Annotated in this window: 23 protein-coding genes and 2 pseudogenes; 8 read left to right on the top strand and 17 right to left on the bottom strand. The window is 46.2% G+C overall.

The annotated features are described in order from the left end of the window. From R2K26_RS13405 to R2K26_RS13395, 3 genes and pseudogenes are all read right to left on the bottom strand, one after another. Window positions 1–221, bottom strand: a pseudogene (locus R2K26_RS13405) (IS3 family transposase); the annotation flags it as partial. Window positions 222–598: 377 nt separating this feature from the next. Next, the gene (locus R2K26_RS13400; RefSeq protein WP_178624692.1) at window positions 599–949 is read right to left on the bottom strand and encodes a helix-turn-helix domain-containing protein; all 351 of its coding nucleotides are present in this window, start codon (window positions 947–949) and stop codon (window positions 599–601) included. 118 nt (window positions 950–1,067) lie between these two features. After that, the gene (locus tag R2K26_RS13395; RefSeq protein WP_316522499.1) at window positions 1,068–1,427 is read right to left on the bottom strand and encodes a type II toxin-antitoxin system PemK/MazF family toxin; all 360 of its coding nucleotides are present in this window, start codon (window positions 1,425–1,427) and stop codon (window positions 1,068–1,070) included. Window positions 1,428–2,253: 826 nt separating this feature from the next. On the opposite strand from R2K26_RS13395, the gene R2K26_RS13390 reads away from it, so the two are divergent. Further along, on the top strand, window positions 2,254–2,796 hold the full coding sequence (locus tag R2K26_RS13390; protein ID WP_316522496.1) for a metallophosphoesterase: 543 nt from the start codon (window positions 2,254–2,256) through the stop codon (window positions 2,794–2,796). 193 nt (window positions 2,797–2,989) lie between these two features. On the opposite strand, the gene R2K26_RS13385 is transcribed toward R2K26_RS13390, so the two are convergent. The 13 genes from R2K26_RS13385 to R2K26_RS13325 form a co-directional block, all read right to left on the bottom strand. Then, complete coding sequence (locus R2K26_RS13385; protein WP_316522493.1) at window positions 2,990–4,453, bottom strand: HEPN domain-containing protein; 1,464 nt, start codon at window positions 4,451–4,453, stop codon at window positions 2,990–2,992. 330 nt (window positions 4,454–4,783) lie between these two features. Next, entirely contained in the window at window positions 4,784–5,206 is a 423-nt protein-coding gene (locus R2K26_RS13380) for a sigma-70 family RNA polymerase sigma factor (RefSeq protein ID WP_316522489.1), read from the bottom strand. Window positions 5,207–5,212: 6 nt separating this feature from the next. Continuing rightward, window positions 5,213–6,076, bottom strand: a complete 864-nt coding sequence (locus R2K26_RS13375) for a class C sortase (RefSeq protein WP_316522485.1) — start codon at window positions 6,074–6,076, stop codon at window positions 5,213–5,215. 70 nt (window positions 6,077–6,146) lie between these two features. Continuing rightward, complete coding sequence (locus R2K26_RS13370; RefSeq protein WP_316522481.1) at window positions 6,147–6,722, bottom strand: LPXTG cell wall anchor domain-containing protein; 576 nt, start codon at window positions 6,720–6,722, stop codon at window positions 6,147–6,149. 43 nt (window positions 6,723–6,765) lie between these two features. Continuing rightward, window positions 6,766–7,425: a hypothetical protein gene (locus tag R2K26_RS13365; protein ID WP_316522478.1), complete on the bottom strand. Its 660-nt coding sequence runs from the start codon at window positions 7,423–7,425 to the stop codon at window positions 6,766–6,768. Between the two features lie 12 nt (window positions 7,426–7,437). Next, entirely contained in the window at window positions 7,438–9,549 is a 2,112-nt protein-coding gene (locus tag R2K26_RS13360; protein WP_316522475.1) for a SpaA isopeptide-forming pilin-related protein, read from the bottom strand. Then, window positions 9,533–9,757 carry a hypothetical protein gene (locus R2K26_RS13355; protein WP_316522473.1) on the bottom strand — a complete coding sequence of 75 codons (225 nt, stop codon included), beginning with the start codon at window positions 9,755–9,757 and terminating at the stop codon, window positions 9,533–9,535. Before R2K26_RS13355 ends, R2K26_RS13360 begins: the two co-directional genes overlap by 17 nt. A gap of 182 nt (window positions 9,758–9,939) precedes the next feature. Beyond that, window positions 9,940–10,437, bottom strand: a complete 498-nt coding sequence (locus R2K26_RS13350; RefSeq protein ID WP_316522469.1) for a sigma-70 family RNA polymerase sigma factor — start codon at window positions 10,435–10,437, stop codon at window positions 9,940–9,942. A gap of 134 nt (window positions 10,438–10,571) precedes the next feature. Beyond that, window positions 10,572–10,862 (bottom strand): hypothetical protein, encoded by a 291-nt coding sequence (locus tag R2K26_RS13345; protein WP_316522464.1) that lies wholly within the window; start codon window positions 10,860–10,862, stop codon window positions 10,572–10,574. A gap of 91 nt (window positions 10,863–10,953) precedes the next feature. Next, window positions 10,954–11,070 (bottom strand): cyclic lactone autoinducer peptide, encoded by a 117-nt coding sequence (locus R2K26_RS13340; protein ID WP_308448839.1) that lies wholly within the window; start codon window positions 11,068–11,070, stop codon window positions 10,954–10,956. Beyond that, a complete protein-coding gene (locus tag R2K26_RS13335; RefSeq protein WP_316522460.1) occupies window positions 11,067–11,657 on the bottom strand; it encodes an accessory gene regulator B family protein in 591 nt (196 codons plus the stop codon). The genes R2K26_RS13340 and R2K26_RS13335 overlap by 4 nt, the downstream gene beginning before the upstream one ends. Window positions 11,658–11,741: 84 nt before the next feature. Further along, complete coding sequence (locus R2K26_RS13330) at window positions 11,742–13,070, bottom strand: GHKL domain-containing protein (RefSeq protein WP_316522456.1); 1,329 nt, start codon at window positions 13,068–13,070, stop codon at window positions 11,742–11,744. Further along, complete coding sequence (locus R2K26_RS13325; protein ID WP_316522452.1) at window positions 13,067–13,792, bottom strand: LytTR family DNA-binding domain-containing protein; 726 nt, start codon at window positions 13,790–13,792, stop codon at window positions 13,067–13,069. Before R2K26_RS13325 ends, R2K26_RS13330 begins: the two co-directional genes overlap by 4 nt. A 265-nt stretch (window positions 13,793–14,057) precedes the next feature. On the opposite strand from R2K26_RS13325, the gene R2K26_RS13320 reads away from it, so the two are divergent. After that, window positions 14,058–14,393 carry a helix-turn-helix transcriptional regulator gene (locus R2K26_RS13320; RefSeq protein ID WP_316522449.1) on the top strand — a complete coding sequence of 112 codons (336 nt, stop codon included), beginning with the start codon at window positions 14,058–14,060 and terminating at the stop codon, window positions 14,391–14,393. Window positions 14,394–14,706: 313 nt separating this feature from the next. Here the strand turns inward: R2K26_RS13320 and R2K26_RS13315 are convergent. Beyond that, window positions 14,707–14,811: pseudogene (locus tag R2K26_RS13315) on the bottom strand (IS1 family transposase); the annotation flags it as partial. A gap of 124 nt (window positions 14,812–14,935) precedes the next feature. Between R2K26_RS13315 and R2K26_RS13310 the strand changes: the two are divergent. The 6 genes from R2K26_RS13310 (at window position 14,936) to R2K26_RS13285 (ending at window position 19,412) form a co-directional block, all read left to right on the top strand. Then, the gene (locus R2K26_RS13310; RefSeq protein ID WP_316522444.1) at window positions 14,936–15,058 is read left to right on the top strand and encodes a hypothetical protein; all 123 of its coding nucleotides are present in this window, start codon (window positions 14,936–14,938) and stop codon (window positions 15,056–15,058) included. Between the two features lie 12 nt (window positions 15,059–15,070). Beyond that, window positions 15,071–16,195: an extracellular solute-binding protein gene (locus R2K26_RS13305; protein ID WP_316522440.1), complete on the top strand. Its 1,125-nt coding sequence runs from the start codon at window positions 15,071–15,073 to the stop codon at window positions 16,193–16,195. Window positions 16,196–16,346: 151 nt separating this feature from the next. Then, window positions 16,347–17,777 (top strand): hypothetical protein, encoded by a 1,431-nt coding sequence (locus R2K26_RS13300; RefSeq protein WP_316522433.1) that lies wholly within the window; start codon window positions 16,347–16,349, stop codon window positions 17,775–17,777. Between the two features lie 18 nt (window positions 17,778–17,795). Beyond that, window positions 17,796–18,449: a sugar ABC transporter permease gene (locus R2K26_RS13295; protein WP_316522430.1), complete on the top strand. Its 654-nt coding sequence runs from the start codon at window positions 17,796–17,798 to the stop codon at window positions 18,447–18,449. After that, entirely contained in the window at window positions 18,349–18,651 is a 303-nt protein-coding gene (locus R2K26_RS13290) for an ABC transporter permease subunit (RefSeq protein WP_396897255.1), read from the top strand. The genes R2K26_RS13295 and R2K26_RS13290 overlap by 101 nt, the downstream gene beginning before the upstream one ends. After that, window positions 18,648–19,412, top strand: a complete 765-nt coding sequence (locus tag R2K26_RS13285; RefSeq protein WP_316522424.1) for a carbohydrate ABC transporter permease — start codon at window positions 18,648–18,650, stop codon at window positions 19,410–19,412. Before R2K26_RS13290 ends, R2K26_RS13285 begins: the two co-directional genes overlap by 4 nt.

Here is a 19,412-nt window from a genome sequence, read left to right as displayed (position 1 = left end):
TCGTTGTACGCTTTTGAGGAATACACAGAGCCTTGGTCGGTATGGATAATGGTTGGTTCTTTCTTCCCACGCAGCAGCTCAACGACATCCGCAAGACCGTCCAGATACTGCTCCCGCCCGCCACGGCGTTCAGATAGTTTCCATGTGAGTATCTGTTTCGTAAACACATCAAAGTAGAGTGTCAGCTCAAGATAAAATATCCACGGCTTCAATACCGTCATATCTGACACAATGACCTGGCGAGGTCGATCTACGGTATCCCAAGTTGTGAAGATAAGATTTGGGTACAGATCTCGTATCTTTCTGGGGCGATAATGTACTTGATGCTTGGTTTTTGCCTTTATTCCCAGAAAACGAAAGGCCTTGTACACATAGTTATCGCTTATATCCTGCTGATAATTGACTCGTATAAAAGCCGCTACCCAACGGTAGCCGTGGGATGGATGGGCCTTATGGACTTCGGAGACTAACGCGATAACTTCTTCACGCCTCAGATCCCGCGTACTCTTGTCCCGTTTCCTCCACTTGTAATAGCCGGACCGACTGACGCCCATGAGAGAGCACAGTTCCTGAACCTCATAGTCTCTGGACAGCAGTTCTACGATTTCGAATTCTTCGGCCTTAAACGAATGAACTCCTGTTCCCCAGTATCCGTCGTCTGCACGACATAGTTTTTTTTAAGCCGTTCATTCTCAATTCGCAGCTTGAGTATCTCACGCTTGTAGGATTCCTCCGTTCGGTCAATTCCCTCCGGGAGGACATCTTTGATCTCGCTATCTGCACGAGCCAAACCTTCCAAGCCGCCCTCATCATACTGCTTAATCCACTTCTGGAATGCACCGGTTGAAATGTGGTTTGCTTCGCAGAAGTCACGCATTTTAATACGCGTGTTGCTTTTGTACTGCCGGATCAGGAATTCCTTTTCCAACGGATTCAAGTGTTTAGACATAAAGACGAGCTCCTTTCCGGTAGAATACTCACCTTTATGATACTCCACGGACAGGCTTTTTTCTACCCTTCCGTGTCCACTTTTATAATAGCATCAATGCAACGCTTACTCCATGTTTTCAGCATTTATCCCATAACCCGATACTGACAGCGAGGGCTTTATCGATTTTCTGAATATAGGAATACGGCAGTCTGCCTAATCGGGCTTGCAGACGCTGCTTATCCAAAACACGTATTTGCTCAAGCAGAACGACGGAATCTGTGGTGAGATCGCCGAGCACGGGGATTTGTGCGTGCGTAGGAAGCCCCGCCTTTTTATGTCTTCGGCTTGTAATCGGCGCCGCGATGACGGTGGGGCCGTGCGTGTTGCCGAGGTTATTGGAAAGAATGAGCACAGGACGGATACCGCCTTGCTCGGAGCCGATGATGGGATTTAGATCAGCCATAAAAATGTCACCGCGTCGGATAGTTCGTTCCATAATTGCATTTCCTCCTGATTTTGCGCTGTAATAAGGGGTCATTTCGGTATGTAACCTGCCAAACGGTCGGGAGCGAGCCGACACCACGGGAGTTTCACCCCAACTGACGGTCTGTCAGAGCCGCCCTCATCGTTTGCGACGGTTTTATCACGCTCGAACTGTGACTGGACGGGAGTATCATTATGCTCTTTGCGGGTCACAGCGGAACCGGGAGCTGCCCGGTATTCTAAGTCGGTGAATTTCGCTCGCTGAAAAACAGGTCGTGGCGCACCGCTCTGCACGCTCACCGCAAAGAGAACGTATTTGGCAAGTTAATATTCAATTTTCAAGGTTCAGAAAGGGAAAACGGCATGGCAGTTTTTTGCGGGACCGCGATCAGGATAATCGGCGCTGCCATACTGCCGAAAAAGTTCCCTTCACTATACACGACATTTTTCGGCGATTTATAAACGGGGTAAAGGCATTTATTTACAAATTGTTTACATTTGATGCGCTTATGGGCTGGAAATTCAGAATTTGACACGAAAGGAACCTGCATTCTCTAATTTCTGACGGAACATGAAATTATGAAACTCTTTGTTGTGCAGACACTTGACCTTTTGCCTTGCAAATATATAATATAAACGAGATTATCATAAACTGATTTATCATAAGGGCATACATAGAATGTTGTTTTTAGCATATTCAATAAAGATGGTGTTGGAGATTGCAAAGGAAAGCGCTGGTATTCTTCTGGTTAATGAAAATCATTTGGTGTAATTGACACCTTATTACGGTTGCTTCCTGTCCTTACGATAGTGGTCAAATGATGGGAGGTTAAGCGACTATGATCTATTATACTGCCGATACGCACTTCGGCCATGCTAATGTTGTAAAGATGTGCGAGCGACCATATCCCGATGTAGAAGCCATGAATGAAGCGATGATCGCGGCATGGAATGAACGCGTACACGGCAATGATACCATATACATCATCGGAGATATGTTCTTTCGCTGTGCTGACCCTGAAAGTATCTTAAAGCAGCTTAAAGGAAAAAAGCGGCTGATCGTGGGCAACCATGACGGCTCCTGGATGGGAAAAGTTGATTTGAGCCGCTATTTTCTCAGCGTAGATAATTTTCTTGAGATTTCGGATGGCGCACACGGCTTGACGCTTTGTCACTATCCGATGCTGACCTGGAAGCACGCCAAACGAACTTACATGATCCACGGTCATATCCACGCAGATACCTCGGCGGATTTCTGGCCGCTGATTCAATGCCGGGACCATGTGTTGAATGCCGGTGTGGATCTGAACGGCTACCGTCCCGTCACTTTCGATGAGCTGGTAGAAAATAACCGTAAATTTAAGGCTGAGCATGATGTGTAGAAGGCTGAAAAGTATAGTTTGAATACTGAAAGAAACGGTATGACTTTTGCCACGAAGCAAAAAATAATTCGATAACCGCAGGGTCGAGCTACACATAAGGGCTGCTTCTCATTCAATCAAATCACGTCCAGAAATAGAAAAAGCCGAGTGATTTTCGTTAAGTGAAAACCACTCGGCTATGTACTTATTGACCTTATTCTTGATTGGGTCGTTCTCCATCTTTACGAAGGCACATTGTTTGAAAATGCAGCTCATTATCCCATATAATTATTTTTCTGGCATCATCAGATGACATTCCCATATGTGTATAGAATATCATTATTATCAATGCTTTTAAAACATTTATTGTGTTGCACATCTGAGTAAAATTCAGAACATTTTTTGCATCTGTTTTGTAATGAGAATAATAATTTCTCGTATCTGCAATTCTCTGAAAATAATCAAAATCTCTCTTGGATTCGAGTTCAGACGGTATAGAGATTTTCTCTAATCTTGCAATATCATCTGCATTTTTCGCAATTATATCGAAATATTGACCGTCCAAAGACTTTAATCTCTGAGAAAGTGTTGTTTTCAATACAAATCCAGATGCAATCCACGAAGCCACTTTTTTTGCGTGTTTTGAATTAAAGGACCAACCTGCCTTTTCAAAAATCGGAGTAAACAATCTCTTTCCATCATCTGTAAATATCATATCTTTAATATCTTTGTCCAATGTGCTTGCTACTTCTTCATCATTTGTAATTCTCAAATGATACCCTTCTAATATTCTTACATATTGGACGAGAATATCTTGTGCATAAATATCTTTTCGCCTATTCCCCTCAAAGTACATTTCACGAATTAACTCAAATTTATCATCGAAATAAAAATCATACCAAGTTTCAAAATAACTTTTTATGTTTTCCTCTACCATTTTCAATTTAGTTCGAGGTCTGTCGAGTATAGGGATGGTACGCAAATTATACGAAAAATCTTCATTGATATATAGCCAGCTTTTCAAATCTTGATTTTGAACATCAAGGCGAATATCAAGAACATCCGTTATATGCCCTATCATTAGGCTGAAAAACTGCATTATCGCCCTTATATCATTATGAACCTTCCTCACATCTGAGGAATCATCATACATTATTCTTACCCGTGGTTGATTTCTTATTTCAACAGCAATCTTATCATCAACATCAGGATTGAATAAAGAACTGCCAGCTTCAAAGTATATTTCAATTTTTGGATTTTTCTCTTTTAAAATAATATTGGGCAGTTTCGCTTCAACGGCAATTAAATTCTCTTGTTCAGTTACTCCCAAATCTACAGTGCGAATATCAAGCCAATCCACCAGCTCTGGTATAATAAAAGAAGCTGACTTAACATGCTCTATATTCAATCCTTTTTGATAAGCACAATTCTGTTTCAGCACATAAAGGACTCTATAGCTTGTTGCATTATCAAGTGTTTTGTATTTTCCATATCGGTCAGACCCGTTTGTAAAAACTTTATAACGGCAAGTACCATCTCCACCAATATATGCACATGCATTTATATCCAGCACATCTTGATTATAAAATTCTATGTGGTTACCATCTATAATTAACTCCGCTGCGGTAAAATTATCATTTTCATATTCTTTTTTCCATAATCCTATATGTCTTTCCATAATAACCTCCTACTGTTTTTTATAATTATATCATATGAATATAATTATTTCTACCTCTGCGGCTATGTAAAAGCGGCACCAGCTTTTCGCCAATGCTGCCGTTCTCGGTTACAAAACGCCTGTCTTTTTTCAGATAGCCCACACTGTCATAGCAGTCTCAGAAATAAATTGCTTCCTGCTGCATATTGCAGAGACTCGCAGATGAAAATTTTGAGTTCCAGAACAACTACGAGTTTCTACACTTATGCAATTAAATCATGTGTACCGAACGATACACGTGTTAATGTTTGGGGTTAGCCAAAAATCTATTCTCCGGCTTGATTATGAATATTATAGATCGTAATTCTTTTTCAATTTTTTGAGGCTGCGGTGGATGCTGTTGCAAACGGCAGAAATCGTGCATCCCTCAGAACGGGAGATTTCCACATAGCTCATACAAAGAAAATACCTTTTATAGATGCGCCGCTGCTGGGACGGGGTGAGCGTTCGGAACGCTTTTTGCAGTTTTCGTCGGCGCTCTTTTTGCTCCTGCATGTCTTCGGGCGCTGCTGTGTTGAGCAAGTCCCTTTCGTTTTCCGCAGTCAGGGCGTAATCTAAAGAGTAGTAGGCCTGATACCGGCATAAGCGGCGCTGATACGCCTTTTCTTCCAATATGGAGCGGCGCATCATCTCCGCGATTTCATCCGAGACCGAAATTACAGAGTCTTCGGTATATAGCTCCGGGTAATATTCCCGCAGATTGATCTCTTTCATAGAAAATCAGGAGCGTTTGGTTTTCAGTCGGATGATGCCGTACAGAAACACGGATATCAAGAGAATGAGCAGAGCAAAAAGCAGTCCTTCCGTAAGCCCGTTTCGGTACTCATTCGTCCATGTAGATCGGTGAACAACCGTGTCGGTGTGCTCAGGCTTTGCTTCTGACGGTTTAGAAGCGGAGAGCGTTTCGTCGGGGAAAATCCGATGCCCGCGCACAAGCAGGCGGTGTGTATTTGTGCCGTATGGCGTGCAGGTCAGCAGCGTCAGAAGGTCTTCGCCGTCGATGATCTGAATGGCGTCGGTGTCATCGGGCGTTGTGACTGTGATTTGATCTACCTCATACGTCAAAGTTTTATTCAGCACGTAAAGATAGACCAGATCGCCTTCTTTGACCTGATCCAGATCGGTGAACATTTTGGAATCCGCTCTGCCGGAGTGTGCGGCTAAAACGGCGTGCGTGCTTTTTCCGCCGACAGGCAGAGAAGAACTCGGCAGGTGCCCTGCGCCTTTGCTGAGCTCGTTTTCTGTGCAGCCGTGGTAGATCGGCAGGCGTATTTGAATGGCTGGGATCTCCACATAGCCCATGATGCCGTCTTCGGTCGTGCAGAGAAGTTCGCCGTAGTCCGGGCGTTCTTCCTCATCGGTCTCGCCGGTAAAAAGGGCATCGTTATAGATTTCGGCTTGCTTGAATGCGTCGGTCAGATCGGCATCCTCAATTTTTGCAAGCGCCTTTTCGTACTCGGTCAGGACAACGGATCGTTTTTGCTCGGTATACCAGTTCCCGAACGCCGGATATGCGGCTGCCCCGATGCCGATGAGGAAAAGAACAAGAAAAAGAACGTGCAGCAAAATTCGCTTTTTGTGCATAAAAGTCTCCTTAATTAAACGGAGCCCGCCTGTAAGCTTCAACACAGGCGGGCTCGCTTGTTATGCTTTTTTAATCGTCAAACTTATCTTTTTTCTTGAAAACCAGAAGCAGAGCAACCGCCGCGGCACTGAGCACGGCGAGGGTTATGCCGCCGGCTGCAAGAAGTGTGGTGCCGGCATCGCCGGTTTTCGGCAGGCGATACCCGCGCGTGTTCATCACACGGATCGGCACAATGGCAGAAGCAGAACCGTTATCGTCGTTCATGTCTTTGGCATTGCCGTTTTCAAACGCTTCGGCAGTCAGTTCGCTCTTTCCGCAGGTGCCGCAGATCTTGCCGGACTCTTTCGCGCGGATTTCCATGGTGATGAAATTTCCGAGCAGCGTGTAATTTGCATCCGTGTTGATCTCCGTCACGCGGTAGATATCGTCTTCAAGACCTTTTAAGAAAAGATGCCCGGAACTGCCGGGGGTCAAAACGGAAGCGTTGTCTTCCCTTTCGGCATGTCCGCTGACGAGGTAATTGCTGTTATCATCGGAATTTGCGGTTACCCAATAGCCATCGGTCGTGTTGTAGAGCTTGAACTGCACCTTGGAATAATCGCCGAGGTTATCCGAGAACAGCTTTAAGAGGTCTAATCCGTACACGTAGAAATGGCAGTCGTCCGTTAAAGTGTCCGAATACGCCGTGTTAGTGCGCGACCACGTTAAGGTGACTTCGTTCGGGTTGCCGATGTCGCCGTATACCGGCGTATAATCCCTGCTCGAGTTCCGCGGCCGAGGTGTGCCCTGTGCCGTCCGTTTCCGGCATAGAAGTGCCGTTTTGGCGGATAAAAGCTTCCAGTGCGTTTTTTGTTTGGCTTTCCGCTGTGTTCAGATGATCGGAAAGCGCATCAATCAAGGTATCCGAAGTGAAATACAAGTCGCCGCGGTCGGTTTTGTAGACGTCTTCGGAAGTGAGATCAAGGCAATTCATAAGCGCGGTGGTTTTGTCGCCGCCCGGCAATTTATACAGCAGCATATTTTGATGTTCACCGTCTTTTGTTTCGGCATGTACCGCAAGATCGGCAATTTTGGCGTAGCTGAATACAACGCCTTCGATGGCATACGGCATCAGGGTGTTTTCCACATTCTCATCGGCATAGCCGGTTGAAATATACGTGTTGTCTCCCAGAACACCGTCTGCGTGCGCGGAGGTGAAATCGTATTTATAAAGCGATACGGATGCTTTTCTGTCGGTGTCGATCACGGCCTGCGGAACAGAATCCGCCGAAACCGACAGGATGCCAAAGAGTAAAACCAGTGCGGCGGAGAGAACCGCGCCGAGCTTTGTGAGTCGTTTTGTTTTCATAGCGTTATCCTTTCAAAATTTTTCTTTCTGAACATACAGAAGACCGAACAAACCGATCACGGCGAAGACCATACCGATTGCGGCAGTTTGCATCCCATTTCCGCCCGCGGCGGGAAGCTCAAATTGGTGCCCATTGACGGCGGTGATCGTAATATCCCGCTGCGGGGTGCCGTTTACGTCCTGCGGCAAAGTGCCTTCAAACAGTGGCTCGCCTAAAAGCTGAAAGCCGTTTTTGGTGCGCACTTCCGTGATGCGGTATAGGACGGTGACATTTTGGTTTTTAACTTGCAGACCGTTAAACGTAACCTTGCCGTCCTCTCCCGTTGTGAGCACACCGTCGGAAATCCCCTCGGACGTGCAGCTGCCGACGGAGATCGGATCTGCTTCTTTTCTTGCGCGGACAGGAGACCAAGCAGTGCCGCCGTCTACCGAGTATTGCAGCAGAAAAGAAACATCATTTAAGGCAGTGCCGTCGGGGGTGATTTTTCGGACGGAAACAGAGCCGGCGCTCGGTGTGTTTTTACGGACGATTTGAATGACTTGCCGGTCTTTTTCAACGGTAAACGGGTACACGGTGGAATCTAATTCATACCCCTGCGGCGCGGAGATTTCGCGGTAGTACCCGGAGCGCAGGTCGGATACGGAAATTCTGCCGTCTTTGCCGGTGGTTTTGGTCGCGATGACGTTTTTGTCGCTGTCCATGATCTCGAACACGGCGCCTGCAAGCGGTGTTTTGCCGTCTGCATTGACTTTGCAGATTTCGAGAGTGCCGCGAATCAGCGTGTTTTCAAACTGGACGTTCACACTGCTTTTGGCGGTCAGCGTAATCGTCTGCGGTTTCGGTTGGCGGTAAGAAGACGGCGTGTTGATCTCGGTCACGGTATACTGAATGGGTGTGCTCGTACCTTCGCGAAAGACCGGCAGCTCGCTGATTTTGGCTGTACCGTTGTCGTTCGTTTTGACCGTTACACTCCAGTTATCGGTATCTCTCGTGACTTTGAATGTGAAGCCGCTCTTCTTTCCGTCTTCGGAGGTCTTTTGAATGATCAGCTCACCGTAATTGATGCGTTCTGTTTGAAGACGCAGATAGGCAGAAACGGTGGTTTGCCCGCCCGTAAAAGTCGCCATGCGCTGAATGGCGCTGTCTGCGCATTTCCAAACGGCAACGGCATTGGAGTTCCCGATGGAATAGCTTGCCGAATCGGTCACTACGCCATCCGTGAACTCCTTTTGCGTTGTGACGGTGAGTTTATCTCCGCTGCGGGAGAAATTCACACCGCTTAGGGAAAAATCAAAGTGGCTCAGCACATTGTTGCTGTCTGTTACGGTGGCGGTGTAGGCGGAACCGTTCCACTTGAGCTGAATTGCCGCAGTTTTTTGCGGATCGGCATTTGCAAAGCTTGGGATTTTGCATCCGTTCAGCAGCGCGTCTTTCAGCTCTGTATAGTACGTGCGAAATGCCGTGGGGTTATAGGCATGCTTTGCCACAGTCTCCATTTCGGTATCTACGGTGCTGCTCCATGTCCAGTCGGTCGCGCTGTTTCGGACGATATAATTTTTGCAGGCAGCCCAGACCAAAAGCTGCGTCACAGCCCATTTGGCGGTGTTTGCCTCATAATTGCCGACCTTGCCGCCACTTGGGTGAGTGTCACCCCAGCCGCTTTTGCTTAGACCGTTTGTTTCGGAAAAGCCCTGTGCGATGATCTGCCGAACGGTCTCCTGATTTGCAAAAGAGAGATCGGTCCAGCTGTAATCGATGTCGCCCCATTGCAGGAGCTCCTTATCCAAGCAGTACGCCGGATAATAAACGGAATTTGTGACCATCGCTTTTGCGGGCAGCCCGCCCAATGTGCCGAAGACCGTGGTGGTTACGGAGGATTTCAGGGAGTAAAAATGCACTTTGGAGACACCGGTCTGCTGATTTGCCGCGGCGTAGGCGGCAACCTCTGAGTCTTCCAAGTAAAAATTCCGGTCGCTTAACGCGGCATCTTCCTGCTGGGTTTCTTCCGGCGGAGCTTCGGATTCCGGCATACCGGCTTCGTCTGCAAGCGCCGAGATCGACGCGGACCAGAGCAGCAGGCAGACAGAAAGGAGCGCGCCGAGCCGCTTAGCGGTCGTTATCATTTGCATCACCTCTTGTTTTCTTTTTAATCAGGATATAATCCATGCCCCTGCGCACCTGACAATAGGTGCAGATGTCTTTTACGACCTGCATCTCGTCTGCTTTTCGGATGGTGTACTTCCCGGAAAGGTAGAAGTCGGCGGCGCAGATCGGACAAAGGCAGAGGACTTCCGCTTCGCGGGATCCTCTGCCGTTCGGCGATTTGTTCATTCCATGTGTTTCACCCCGCTTATAGTAAATTAGCAGTTCAATTTGCCCCGCCCCCGAGCTGCCAAGAGGAATTCTCAGGCCCGAAGCCCGAGAATTGCCTATTCGGTTTTCAAGGTGCAGGAGGTCAAAATGACCTCTCACTTTTTACAAAGGAAAAATTTAACCATGTGTGCGCAGAAATTTTATTTTTCCATCAACTTTTTCAGTTTTTCGAGGATCTTAGCGGCTTTTCGGCTGATGTTGGACGGATGCACGCCGTATTTCTTGGCGAGTTCTTTGCGGGAAACATGCTGAAAGAAGTACATACGGATGAATTCGGCATCGTCCGGGTCGAGTAAACGAAGGCAGGAATACATCTTTTCGATCATGAGCCGGTCTTCGGTTTGCTGTTCAATGTCCGTGTTTTCATCGCGCAGCGGGATTTCCTCGGATTTAAGTTCTAAATTGCATAAAAAAAGAGCGCTATCTAATTTTCTTAGATAGCGCTCACGTTCCTTCTCTCGGTAGAAGGCTTTGTAGGCGTCTTTTGGAACTTCCAGCAGAACACCTTGTACCGGTATGAACCAGTGTGAAGCTTTGTAATTTTCAGTTGTGTTTCGTATGCGGCAAAATTCCGCATATGTGATTTTTACATATCCAACGTCTGTTTTGATATAGACGCATTTAGGCTCGTTTGACAATAGAATAACCTCCGATCAATTTGAATTCGATTTCAAATTGATCGGAGGCGGGGCGCGGGGAGCAGGAAAGTGGTGAAATACTCCGAAGATCGTAACCCCAGTAAAAATATAAGAACTATAGATGATGCAGAACACTAAACAGCTAAATATTCTGTTTTATTATATTGAATTTTTAAATTGCTTTGAATTAGCTTTAAGTTTTGTTTTGAATCTTTAAGAAAGGTGTTTTCTTCGTAAAAAATAAAAATTCGCAAGTTTGAATTAAAGAAATCCGGCACCAAATAAAAAAGACGATTTATGACTTTAGATGAACTCTCGAAAATATTTTGATCGATTGTATAAGCGGAGAAAAGTTCTTCAACGGATAGAGTGCGGCTGCCTTTTCGCCAATGTAAATAATATTCATATACTTCATCCTTTGTCATAATAGGTCACCACTTTCAATTCTTTCTAATCAAAAACCTGTTCTTCATGTGACATAAAGAACAGGTTTTTGAGGTTTGTGTTGGGCTTCGATTACTTCTGAAGCATGCTCGGAACTTCGGGCTCATAGCTGCAGCCATTGGAAGCTGCGCCGGCACCGAGCGATGCAAACAGTTCAACAATCTTTGCCAAAACTGTCCATGCGTTCATACACTTTCCCTCCTTGTGCTATTCTTTTCAAATAAGGTGATTACCATCATAATGGCAACTGCCGATAACGACAGTGCCCAGGTAGCTAAGTAACGAGTGGGCATACCGGTGATGTACAAAATTAAAAACAGCAAAAAATCAATCGAAACGATAATTCGAGCTGTTTTTTTATTTTGCGCATAGAGCCGCTCCGATAATGGATGTTTAGTGCTTCGAATAGGAGAGAGAAGAAAAATGGAGATACAAGATAAAATAGCAAAAGGAATAAGCAGAGGCTTGTACCACTGAATAACTTCGCTCAGAAGGTATACAAATGCGAAAATAGCATTTGTCAGTATGAAGCATCTTGAATAGGTGGGAGCGTGGTATCCACCGGAAAAAAGGCGCAGGAAGAAAAAGATATATAAAAACAACAAAGAAGAATATACATTCTCAAATATAATAGAAAGTAAAATAATGGAAAGTATAGACGATAGAGTTGATAAGCTTAGTTCGAAACCGTATACAAAAACCGGACGCTTTTCTTCAGAAAGCGGGCAATGACGGTATAAAGTGTGGGTTAAGTATTCAGCGCAGCTATGTAACATTTATTCACCTTCTTACAAGGTGTAGTATACTATTTTATATAGATATAAATCATAGTTTTTGCGCGAATTGTAAGATTTTATGTCTTAAACTGTTGAAACGCACAAAAGAACTTCTGAAATGAAGGTGTGGTTGTCATAAGAGTTTTTTAGCCAGCCGTTATATTTATTTACAGTGTCCTGAATATTTTTGATTCCGAGACCATGAAGGTTTCCGTCTTCTTTCCTTGTTTTTAGAGCTCCGCTTTCTGAAAAGGGATTTTCGGCAGAGGCGTTCTCCACACGGAAAATGAGGAATCCTTTCTTTTGTGTAAGCATGATTTTTACATAGCGTGCAGAAATATCAGCAATCCGACGGTTGGCCTCCAGTGCATTTTCAATTTGATTTCCGAGTATGGCGCACAAATCTACGGGAGCAACGGGAATATGTGCAGTGAAGTTAACTTCGTATTGAAAATAGATTTGCTGCTTTTTAGCTTCTGCGGCAGAGCAATTCAAAATGGCATCAATTACATCGTTTCCACAGCGGCACAAATGAACCTCTTTGTACGAAATCGATAACAAATCTCCGACATATTTCTGTATTTCACCGTTCTGAGCAGTTTCAGCCAATCCGAGAATTGCTTTGAGATGATGATGAAAATCGTGCAATCTTTTAGCGTTTTCTTTCATATCCTCATGCAGCATTTGATAGTTCTGCTCCATTAACTGATTTGTGCGTAGTAAAAGCTGTTTTTGCACATTTTCGTGCTCTCTTGCGGAGGTGTTCAGCAGTAATAGGAAAAGCGTGGCAAAGAATAATATTAAAATTAAAAAGGATAAGATAGACGCTCGGTAAAGCTGGATATAGTCTTCTGATAAAATTGCTCTAAAAAGAATTTGAGTTATAAGATATACGAGAGAACCAGAGAAAAGTAAAGTGATAAGCCAGCGAGATTTTAGCTCTGATAATTTAGAAAGGTATTTCCGCGCAGCCATGTATAAAGCAATGTCGGTTATTTTATCCAGAATAAGATATAAACAACGTAGAGGTCCTGGCGTCATAAATACGTTAAACGCTGTTGAAAATTGGTCTCCTCCATAAATCCAGCAGAATACAACCATAAGAATATAGTCAATAGAGAGTATAACAAACGTGGTCGTAATGCTTATGGAGATACGCAGCAGAAAATTTCCGCGTGAAAGGATGCGTGAAATTACTGTTAAATATAAAATAGACAACACAGGCGTAATAAAAGAAAAAGCAGAAATCCGATTGCATACGGCCACAAGAATTGCGTTGAGCAGGGAGAAAGATAAAAGCAGATAAGCCTGTTTTTTCTCTTCAAATTTCCGTCTACCGGATTCGGTGACAACAGCTAACATTACAAAACATTCTATATATGTAATAAGCCAATCTACAATTTGATATGTCATTTTACTAGTCCATCTCCCCACAAAGACAAAATAGCTTCTTTTACTTTCGGCATCATGGGCCGGCTGACCGGCAGTGCCTCTCCGTTTAACATGATAATAGAGTTACCGCACAATTCTTTAGCATAATCCAAATTTACAAAATAACTTCGATCTACGAAAATGAATCGCGGGTCATTGAGGATGTCAAATAGTTCTTTTATACCTCGATTATCTTTGATCACACCTTGATTTGACGTAATGATTTGCACACTGCGGACAGCTTTTCGAACATAGATAATATTCTGGTAAAGTACTCTGCTGAAATTTTTATAGTGCTGAACAAGTAGGGAATGCTGATCTTGTTGCTCTAATGTGTGAAGAGCTTTCTGTAAAGCCTCAGGCAGAGTTTCGTCTACATTTAATTTTGAAATAAATCGAAGTGCGTCTACCTTATAGCCTTCCGGCGCATATTGTAAATGAGAGGTTAAAAAGATTAATGCGACATTGGGCTGATACTTTCGAAGATCAGCCGCAACTTTGAATCCATCTATCTGAGGCATTTCAACATCTAAAATGAAAATATCAAAGCGATCTCCGCTGGCAACGGAAGCGGTGAGTGCTGTTGGATTTACGAAAGATGCAATGGCTGCATTTTTCTCTTCAAAACGTAACAACTCTTGTATTTTTCCTGTGAGTTCTTTGAGAAACACAGCGTCGTCGTCACATAAAGCTATTTTCAACATGAGTATAAACCTCCTCTGTTATTGTGGGCTTTGAAAATGAGTAATTACATCGTCTGTTTATATCATACCATCTGATTGAGTTTTCCACAATTACCAATACATACAGATCATTTAAGCTGCGTGCATTTTTAGGGTTATAAATAGAATAACCTCCAATTATCTTTTTCTCATTATATCGGAACCTGTCAAATAAGTAAACCTCTTTTGCGTTTTACGCAATGGTGCAAAATAAGGTTTCTTGCTAAAATTTTGTAGAGGTGGTTCTATGGGCAATTCTATTGGTGGTAGAATCAAAGAATTAAGACTTTTACAAGGCATGACGCAAGAGAAGCTTGCCGAACTTTGTGATACTTCCGTTTCATCGATTGCCAGATGGGAATCTGGGTCTCTGCATCCGAATATGAAACATCAGGAAAGGCTTGCAGAAATTTTCGGTATGAGAATCGATGACTTCTATATTAATTTAGATACGCCTGTGACGCAAGACTATATTTTGTCGCAGGTATTAAAGGAAACTCAAAAACTGGATTTAGAAGAACAGAAGTATGTGCTGCAGGTTATTCGGGGGTTAACCAAATTAAAACACCCCAAATCAGTATAGAATAACATAATTTGAAATTCTGCGTTTTTGTTTGAATCGCAGAATTTTATGTACTGTTTTGAGAAATGTGCTAATTAAAGGTGTTATAAAGTTCAAGTTTAATAAGAGTAAAACAACGCTATGGCGATTTTTATGAATCATCATAGCGTTGTTTTTTGCTTTTTATTTTTCTCTAAAAGCATTAAAAATGCTTGGCCTACAAAAAAGCTTGATTTGAATTTGTTAATTATAGATTAAATCAACAAAATAATCAATTCGCGCAAAAATACGTACAAAATTAAAGAAGAATGATAATATGAAGCTAAAAGCCGCCCCTCTTGCAGAGATACTTCTGATACCCATCGGGATCTTTGCCGTAACGATAAAATGAATGATCGTTGTTGCATTTTGGACACTGAATGTGATATGATTTCATCATGAGAACCCTCTTTCTTTTTGGGAGATATGTGTTTTGTGGTGAAACCATTATACCAGAAGGTCTGAGTGGTTCTCAATTTTCATTTTAGTTTACAATACGTCACGAATTTAGAGGAGGAAAATCTATGAAACGCAAATTTGCCATTCTTTTGTCTGCCGTGCTGCTCACGCAGGCGGTCTGCGGCTGCGGCGGCGCGGCGCCTTCCGCTTCGGCTTCAACGGGCAGCATCGCAAGCAAATCGAGCTAAAAAGCGGTGATCGTGACGGATGAGCAGGAATTTACGCACGAAAACGGCATAACGAGGCTTGCAAAAGAGATCTACGGCGATTTGAACGTTGAGTTTTTCGTCCTCTCCGAGGATACGCAGGAGCGCGAAACGCAGATCTCCTCCCTGCGCGTGGAGATCATGGCAGGTGGCGGGCCGGACGGCTATCTGCTTTCTTCCCCGACCTCAAACATGACTTTCAATGGTGAAGGTCACCCGGCCACGTTGTTTCCGGATGTGCAGCGTACCATGCAGGCCGGCGCTTTTCTGCCGCTTGACGATTATATAAAAGAAAGCGAATACCTCCGCTCCGAAGACCACTTTGCCCCTGTTTTCGATACCGGAAAAACCGACGAAGGACAGGTCGTGCTGCCTATCACGTACTACGCAAGCGTTTTTCTCCTCGATAAAGCACAGCTTGCCGACCCCGATTTCACCCCCAAAACATGGGACGAGCTTGTAAACTGTGATGACACAGCCGTTCTGAAAGTTGTGCGCAACAATCTCTACACTTGGTGCGGCGCCGGAATTCCCCGTATTGCAGATTACGCCACCGAAAAAACAATTCTCACCGAGGAAAACCTCACCGCGCAGTTTGAAAATCTTCTTGCCATGCCTGCGTCGGAAAGCTTTGACGAGGAGACCGCACTGATCCAAAGCGGATCCTATGCGCAGACCGATGAAGGCATGGCGTATTACGCACAGAATAAAGACACCGTGAACGCCCTTGCCATTCCGAACACCGAAGGCGGCGTGACCGCGTTTATTACCTCCTACGCAGCCATCAATCACAACAGCCCAAAGGCCGATGAGGTGTTCCGCTTCTTCGAGCTGCTGTTCAGCGACGAAGCGCAAATCGACACGGAAACCGTGAACGATGCGCGCGGTACGCTTTTGATGCTCGGCAACCTAAACAGTTTCTTGACGCACAAAAACGCCTATCTGCAGCCCGAGCTGCTTGAAAGCGTGCAAAGCCGCGTCAACGCTGTGCGGTTCTACTCCGTGATGGACTACACCATTTACGATACCGCCACGACCCTGACGTGGGAAGAAAACCCGGATTGCGCTGCCGCTGCGCACAGCGTGATGGAAGCGCTGCAAACCAGACTCTCTGAATAATGCGTTTTACAAAATTTATGCAAAACTCGTTTACTCGTTTATAAGATTAGAAAAGTATAGTAAATATAATTACAATCAAACGGCAAAACATGAGGAAAAAATCTTCATTCCCCGCATCTCATATCCCCATAACGTGAAAGAGGTGTCCGATATGAAACGTAAGCTATCTGTACTTTTGGCAGCGCTGCTCTGCGCACTCTCCCTCGCATCCTGCAGCGCGCCGCCCCCGCCTGCCGGCATTACGGAAAGTGATGATTCGGACGGCAAAACCTCCGGCTCGTCTTCGTCCGGCGCAGTGGATAAAGACGCCCTGCGCGTCTGCGTGGACTTAGAGTACCGCGCCGGCTACACAGAGGGCAAGACCCCGGAAAATGCGTTTTATAACCTGATGAACACCGTAAAAAGCCTCGGCGGGCCGGAAAACGTATCGTTTGAATACCTCCCCCGCGAGGGCACAGAGCGTGAAACGGCGCTCGACCGCGTCCGCACCGAGATCATGTCCGGCGGCGGCCCGGATATGTTCATCATCGCCTGCAACGGCGGCATCGATTACATGGCAGCAGACGTCGAAGCGCTGTTCCGTGTGCCCGAAAAAGCGATGGAAGCCGGGCTTTTTCTGCCGCTCGATGACTACATCCAAAACGCGCAGTTCATGGAGTGGAATAAGCTGAACGAGACCGTCATGGCGGCCGGCCGCACCGAACAGGGTCAAATGCTGCTGCCGATGACCTACACCTTCCCGCTGACCATGTTCCGCGAATCGGACGTAACGCTCACCACCACAGCGGAAACCACATGGCAGGACATGCTGAGCGACAAAACGAACGTGCTCACTGCTGCTGCGAACTGGACTCCTACGGTGGAAGAGCAGGAAAACTTTGAAAACCAGTGCGGCGGCCCGCTGCTCCCCTACATACTGGGCGACCTTGCCGATTACAGCAGTGAAAAGCTGCTCTTTACGGAAGACGAGCTTTTGCAGCGCATCACCGACGTTATAGAGTTGGATGTGCGCAATAAGAACGGCGAATTTGAAAATGTCCCGCCTTATTACCACTGGTTTGCATGCGGCGGCCTTACAGGCAGCGACTTTGCCGATCCGCATGTCAAGGTGCGCGACCAAGGCCCCATCACCATGGTGCCGCTCTATTCGGACGACGGCGGTATGACCGCAGCGGTCACGTCGTATGTCGCTATCAACCGCAGCACAAAGCACGCGGACGAAGCGTTCTTCCTCGCCGACCTTTTGCTGCGCAAAGAGACCCAGCTGTCCTCCGCGCTCTATTCCGAGTGGCTCGTATACAATGATTCCGTAGGCATCCCCGTTTATGCCGATGCCATGCAGGATACCAGCCCCGTAACGTGGCACGGCATGACCGATTGGCACATGAGCGCCGAAAACTACGAAAACTTCAGCGCCGCGCGCAGCCAGATCACCCGCGTTCGCTTTCAGGGCGGTTTGGAGGAAGCGCTTGTAAATTGCTACTATGCGTGCAGCGATGCCCGCTACCAAGACCCCAATGCCGACCTCGCGCCCATCATTGCCGAATGGTACAAGACCATGGAGCAGTGGGTACAGGAATAAAATAAAAGGCGGTGCCTTATGAGAAAAGCTTTTCACGGATATATCCTGATCGCCCCGGTGATGATCGGCTGCCTTGTGTTTACGCTCATCCCGTTCGGCATTGTGCTGCGCTATTCGTTTACGCAGGGATACGGCGCCGCCGGCATGTTCGTCGGTATGGAGCATTATACGAAGATGTTCCAAAACGACCTTTTCCGTCTGGCGTTTTTCAACACGATGAAGTTTTTAGCCGTCGGGCTGCCGCTCATCATGCTGCTTTCCTATCTTTTGGCACTCCTCATGCAAAAGCAGGCAGGTAAACACAAGCTCCTTAAATCTGTCTTTTTGTTTCCGTATATCATGCCCGTCGCCGGTACAGTCTTGCTCATCGATCTGCTTTTCGGCGAAAAGGGCGCTGTAAACGGCTTGTTTGCCGCGTTAAACCTGCCCATCGTCGAGTGGCTGAACGGCAAATACGCCTTCTGGGTCATGATCCTCATGTACCTCTGGAAAAACACGGGGTACAGCGTTATTCTGCTGCTCGCAGGGCTCGTCACCGTCCCCGCGGAGCAGTACGAATCCGCCGATCTCGATGGGCGCTTCGGCGTTTCAGAAGTTCCGCTACATCACCACGCCGCAAATGTGGTATTCCGTGTTTTTCGCCCTGATTTTCTCCGTCATCAACGCATTTAAGTGCTTCCGCGAGATCTTTCTTATCGGCGGCGAGCACCCCGTGGATGAGCTTTACATGCTCCAGCATTTCATCAACAACTGCTTCAGCAACCTCAATTACCAGAAGCTCTCCGTGGCTTCGGTCTTATTGTTGATCGTCATTATCGTATTCTTTGGCTTATTCTATGCGTTTGTCAGCCGAAAGGAGGCGTTCCGCGAGTGAAACGGTTTTTCTCCGGGCTGTTTGCCGCTTTGGTCGTGGTGTTATCCGCTGCGCCGTTTTTGTACGTGTTCATGCGCAGTTTTCTGTCGCCTGGCGGCGTTACGTTCCAGCATTATTATGACGTTTTTCTGGCTTCCCCAAAATACCTTTTCCGCTTTTGGAAAAGCATCGGCATGGCCGTGTGCATCGCCGCGGGGCAGCTTTTGATCTCCGTTTTTGCCGGGTTCGGGTTTGCAAAGTATAAGTTCCCGGGCCGCAACTTCCTTTTCTTCCTCTTAATGATCCTCATGACGCTGCCTGTGCAGGTCACACTCGTGCCCGATTTCATCATGCTGGGCTACATGAACCTGCTGAACACCTACGCAGCGCTGATCTTACCGTCTATTATCGTGCCGCTCGGCACGTTTATTTTAACGCAAAGCTTTAAATCGGTGCCGGACACCGTTCTGGATGCCGCCATGCTGGACGGCTGCGGCGTGCTGCGCATGTTGTTTTACGTCGTCTCGCCGATGAACAAAAGCGGCCTTGTGTGCGTTTTGCTGCTCTCCTTCCTCGACGCATGGAACATGGTGGAGCAGCCCATCGCGTTTTTGAAAGAAGCCGAGCAGTACCCCATCTCGGTGGCGCTCGCCTATACACCGCCGAGCGAGACCTCCGTGCAGCTCGTCTGCTGCATTCTGGTCGTGCTGCCCGCGCTGTTCCTCTTCACCTTCTTCAACCGCGAGCTTGTTGAAGGCATCGTTTTAGCGGAGGTGAAGTGA

Origin of the sequence: Neglectibacter sp. CSJ-5, assembly GCF_032490475.1 — a bacterium.
GTDB lineage: Bacteria > Bacillota > Clostridia > Oscillospirales > Acutalibacteraceae > Hominenteromicrobium > Hominenteromicrobium mulieris.
This window is presented reverse-complemented; position numbering and strand designations above follow the sequence as displayed.

What these genes read in the sequence shown, in the direction of transcription:
- R2K26_RS13320 (WP_316522449.1), top strand. Translation starts at nt 14,058, where the DNA reads ATGGGCAATTCTATTGGTGGTAGAATCAAAGAATTAAGACTTTTACAA.
- R2K26_RS13360 (WP_316522475.1), bottom strand. Translation starts at nt 9,549, where the DNA reads ATGATAACGACCGCTAAGCGGCTCGGCGCGCTCCTTTCTGTCTGCCTG.
- R2K26_RS13365 (WP_316522478.1), bottom strand. Translation starts at nt 7,425, where the DNA reads ATGAAAACAAAACGACTCACAAAGCTCGGCGCGGTTCTCTCCGCCGCA.
- R2K26_RS13340 (WP_308448839.1), bottom strand. Translation starts at nt 11,070, where the DNA reads ATGAACGCATGGACAGTTTTGGCAAAGATTGTTGAACTGTTTGCATCG.
- R2K26_RS13345 (WP_316522464.1), bottom strand. Translation starts at nt 10,862, where the DNA reads ATGACAAAGGATGAAGTATATGAATATTATTTACATTGGCGAAAAGGC.
- R2K26_RS13385 (WP_316522493.1), bottom strand. Translation starts at nt 4,453, where the DNA reads ATGGAAAGACATATAGGATTATGGAAAAAAGAATATGAAAATGATAAT.
- R2K26_RS13290 (WP_396897255.1), top strand. Translation starts at nt 18,349, where the DNA reads ATGGGCGCTTCGGCGTTTCAGAAGTTCCGCTACATCACCACGCCGCAA.
- R2K26_RS13295 (WP_316522430.1), top strand. Translation starts at nt 17,796, where the DNA reads ATGAGAAAAGCTTTTCACGGATATATCCTGATCGCCCCGGTGATGATC.
- R2K26_RS13400 (WP_178624692.1), bottom strand. Translation starts at nt 949, where the DNA reads ATGTCTAAACACTTGAATCCGTTGGAAAAGGAATTCCTGATCCGGCAG.
- R2K26_RS13390 (WP_316522496.1), top strand. Translation starts at nt 2,254, where the DNA reads ATGATCTATTATACTGCCGATACGCACTTCGGCCATGCTAATGTTGTA.
- R2K26_RS13375 (WP_316522485.1), bottom strand. Translation starts at nt 6,076, where the DNA reads ATGCACAAAAAGCGAATTTTGCTGCACGTTCTTTTTCTTGTTCTTTTC.
- R2K26_RS13335 (WP_316522460.1), bottom strand. Translation starts at nt 11,657, where the DNA reads ATGTTACATAGCTGCGCTGAATACTTAACCCACACTTTATACCGTCAT.
- R2K26_RS13395 (WP_316522499.1), bottom strand. Translation starts at nt 1,427, where the DNA reads ATGGAACGAACTATCCGACGCGGTGACATTTTTATGGCTGATCTAAAT.
- R2K26_RS13330 (WP_316522456.1), bottom strand. Translation starts at nt 13,070, where the DNA reads ATGACATATCAAATTGTAGATTGGCTTATTACATATATAGAATGTTTT.
- R2K26_RS13325 (WP_316522452.1), bottom strand. Translation starts at nt 13,792, where the DNA reads ATGTTGAAAATAGCTTTATGTGACGACGACGCTGTGTTTCTCAAAGAA.
- R2K26_RS13380 (WP_316522489.1), bottom strand. Translation starts at nt 5,206, where the DNA reads ATGAAAGAGATCAATCTGCGGGAATATTACCCGGAGCTATATACCGAA.
- R2K26_RS13355 (WP_316522473.1), bottom strand. Translation starts at nt 9,757, where the DNA reads ATGAACAAATCGCCGAACGGCAGAGGATCCCGCGAAGCGGAAGTCCTC.
- R2K26_RS13300 (WP_316522433.1), top strand. Translation starts at nt 16,347, where the DNA reads ATGAAACGTAAGCTATCTGTACTTTTGGCAGCGCTGCTCTGCGCACTC.
- R2K26_RS13310 (WP_316522444.1), top strand. Translation starts at nt 14,936, where the DNA reads ATGAAACGCAAATTTGCCATTCTTTTGTCTGCCGTGCTGCTCACGCAG.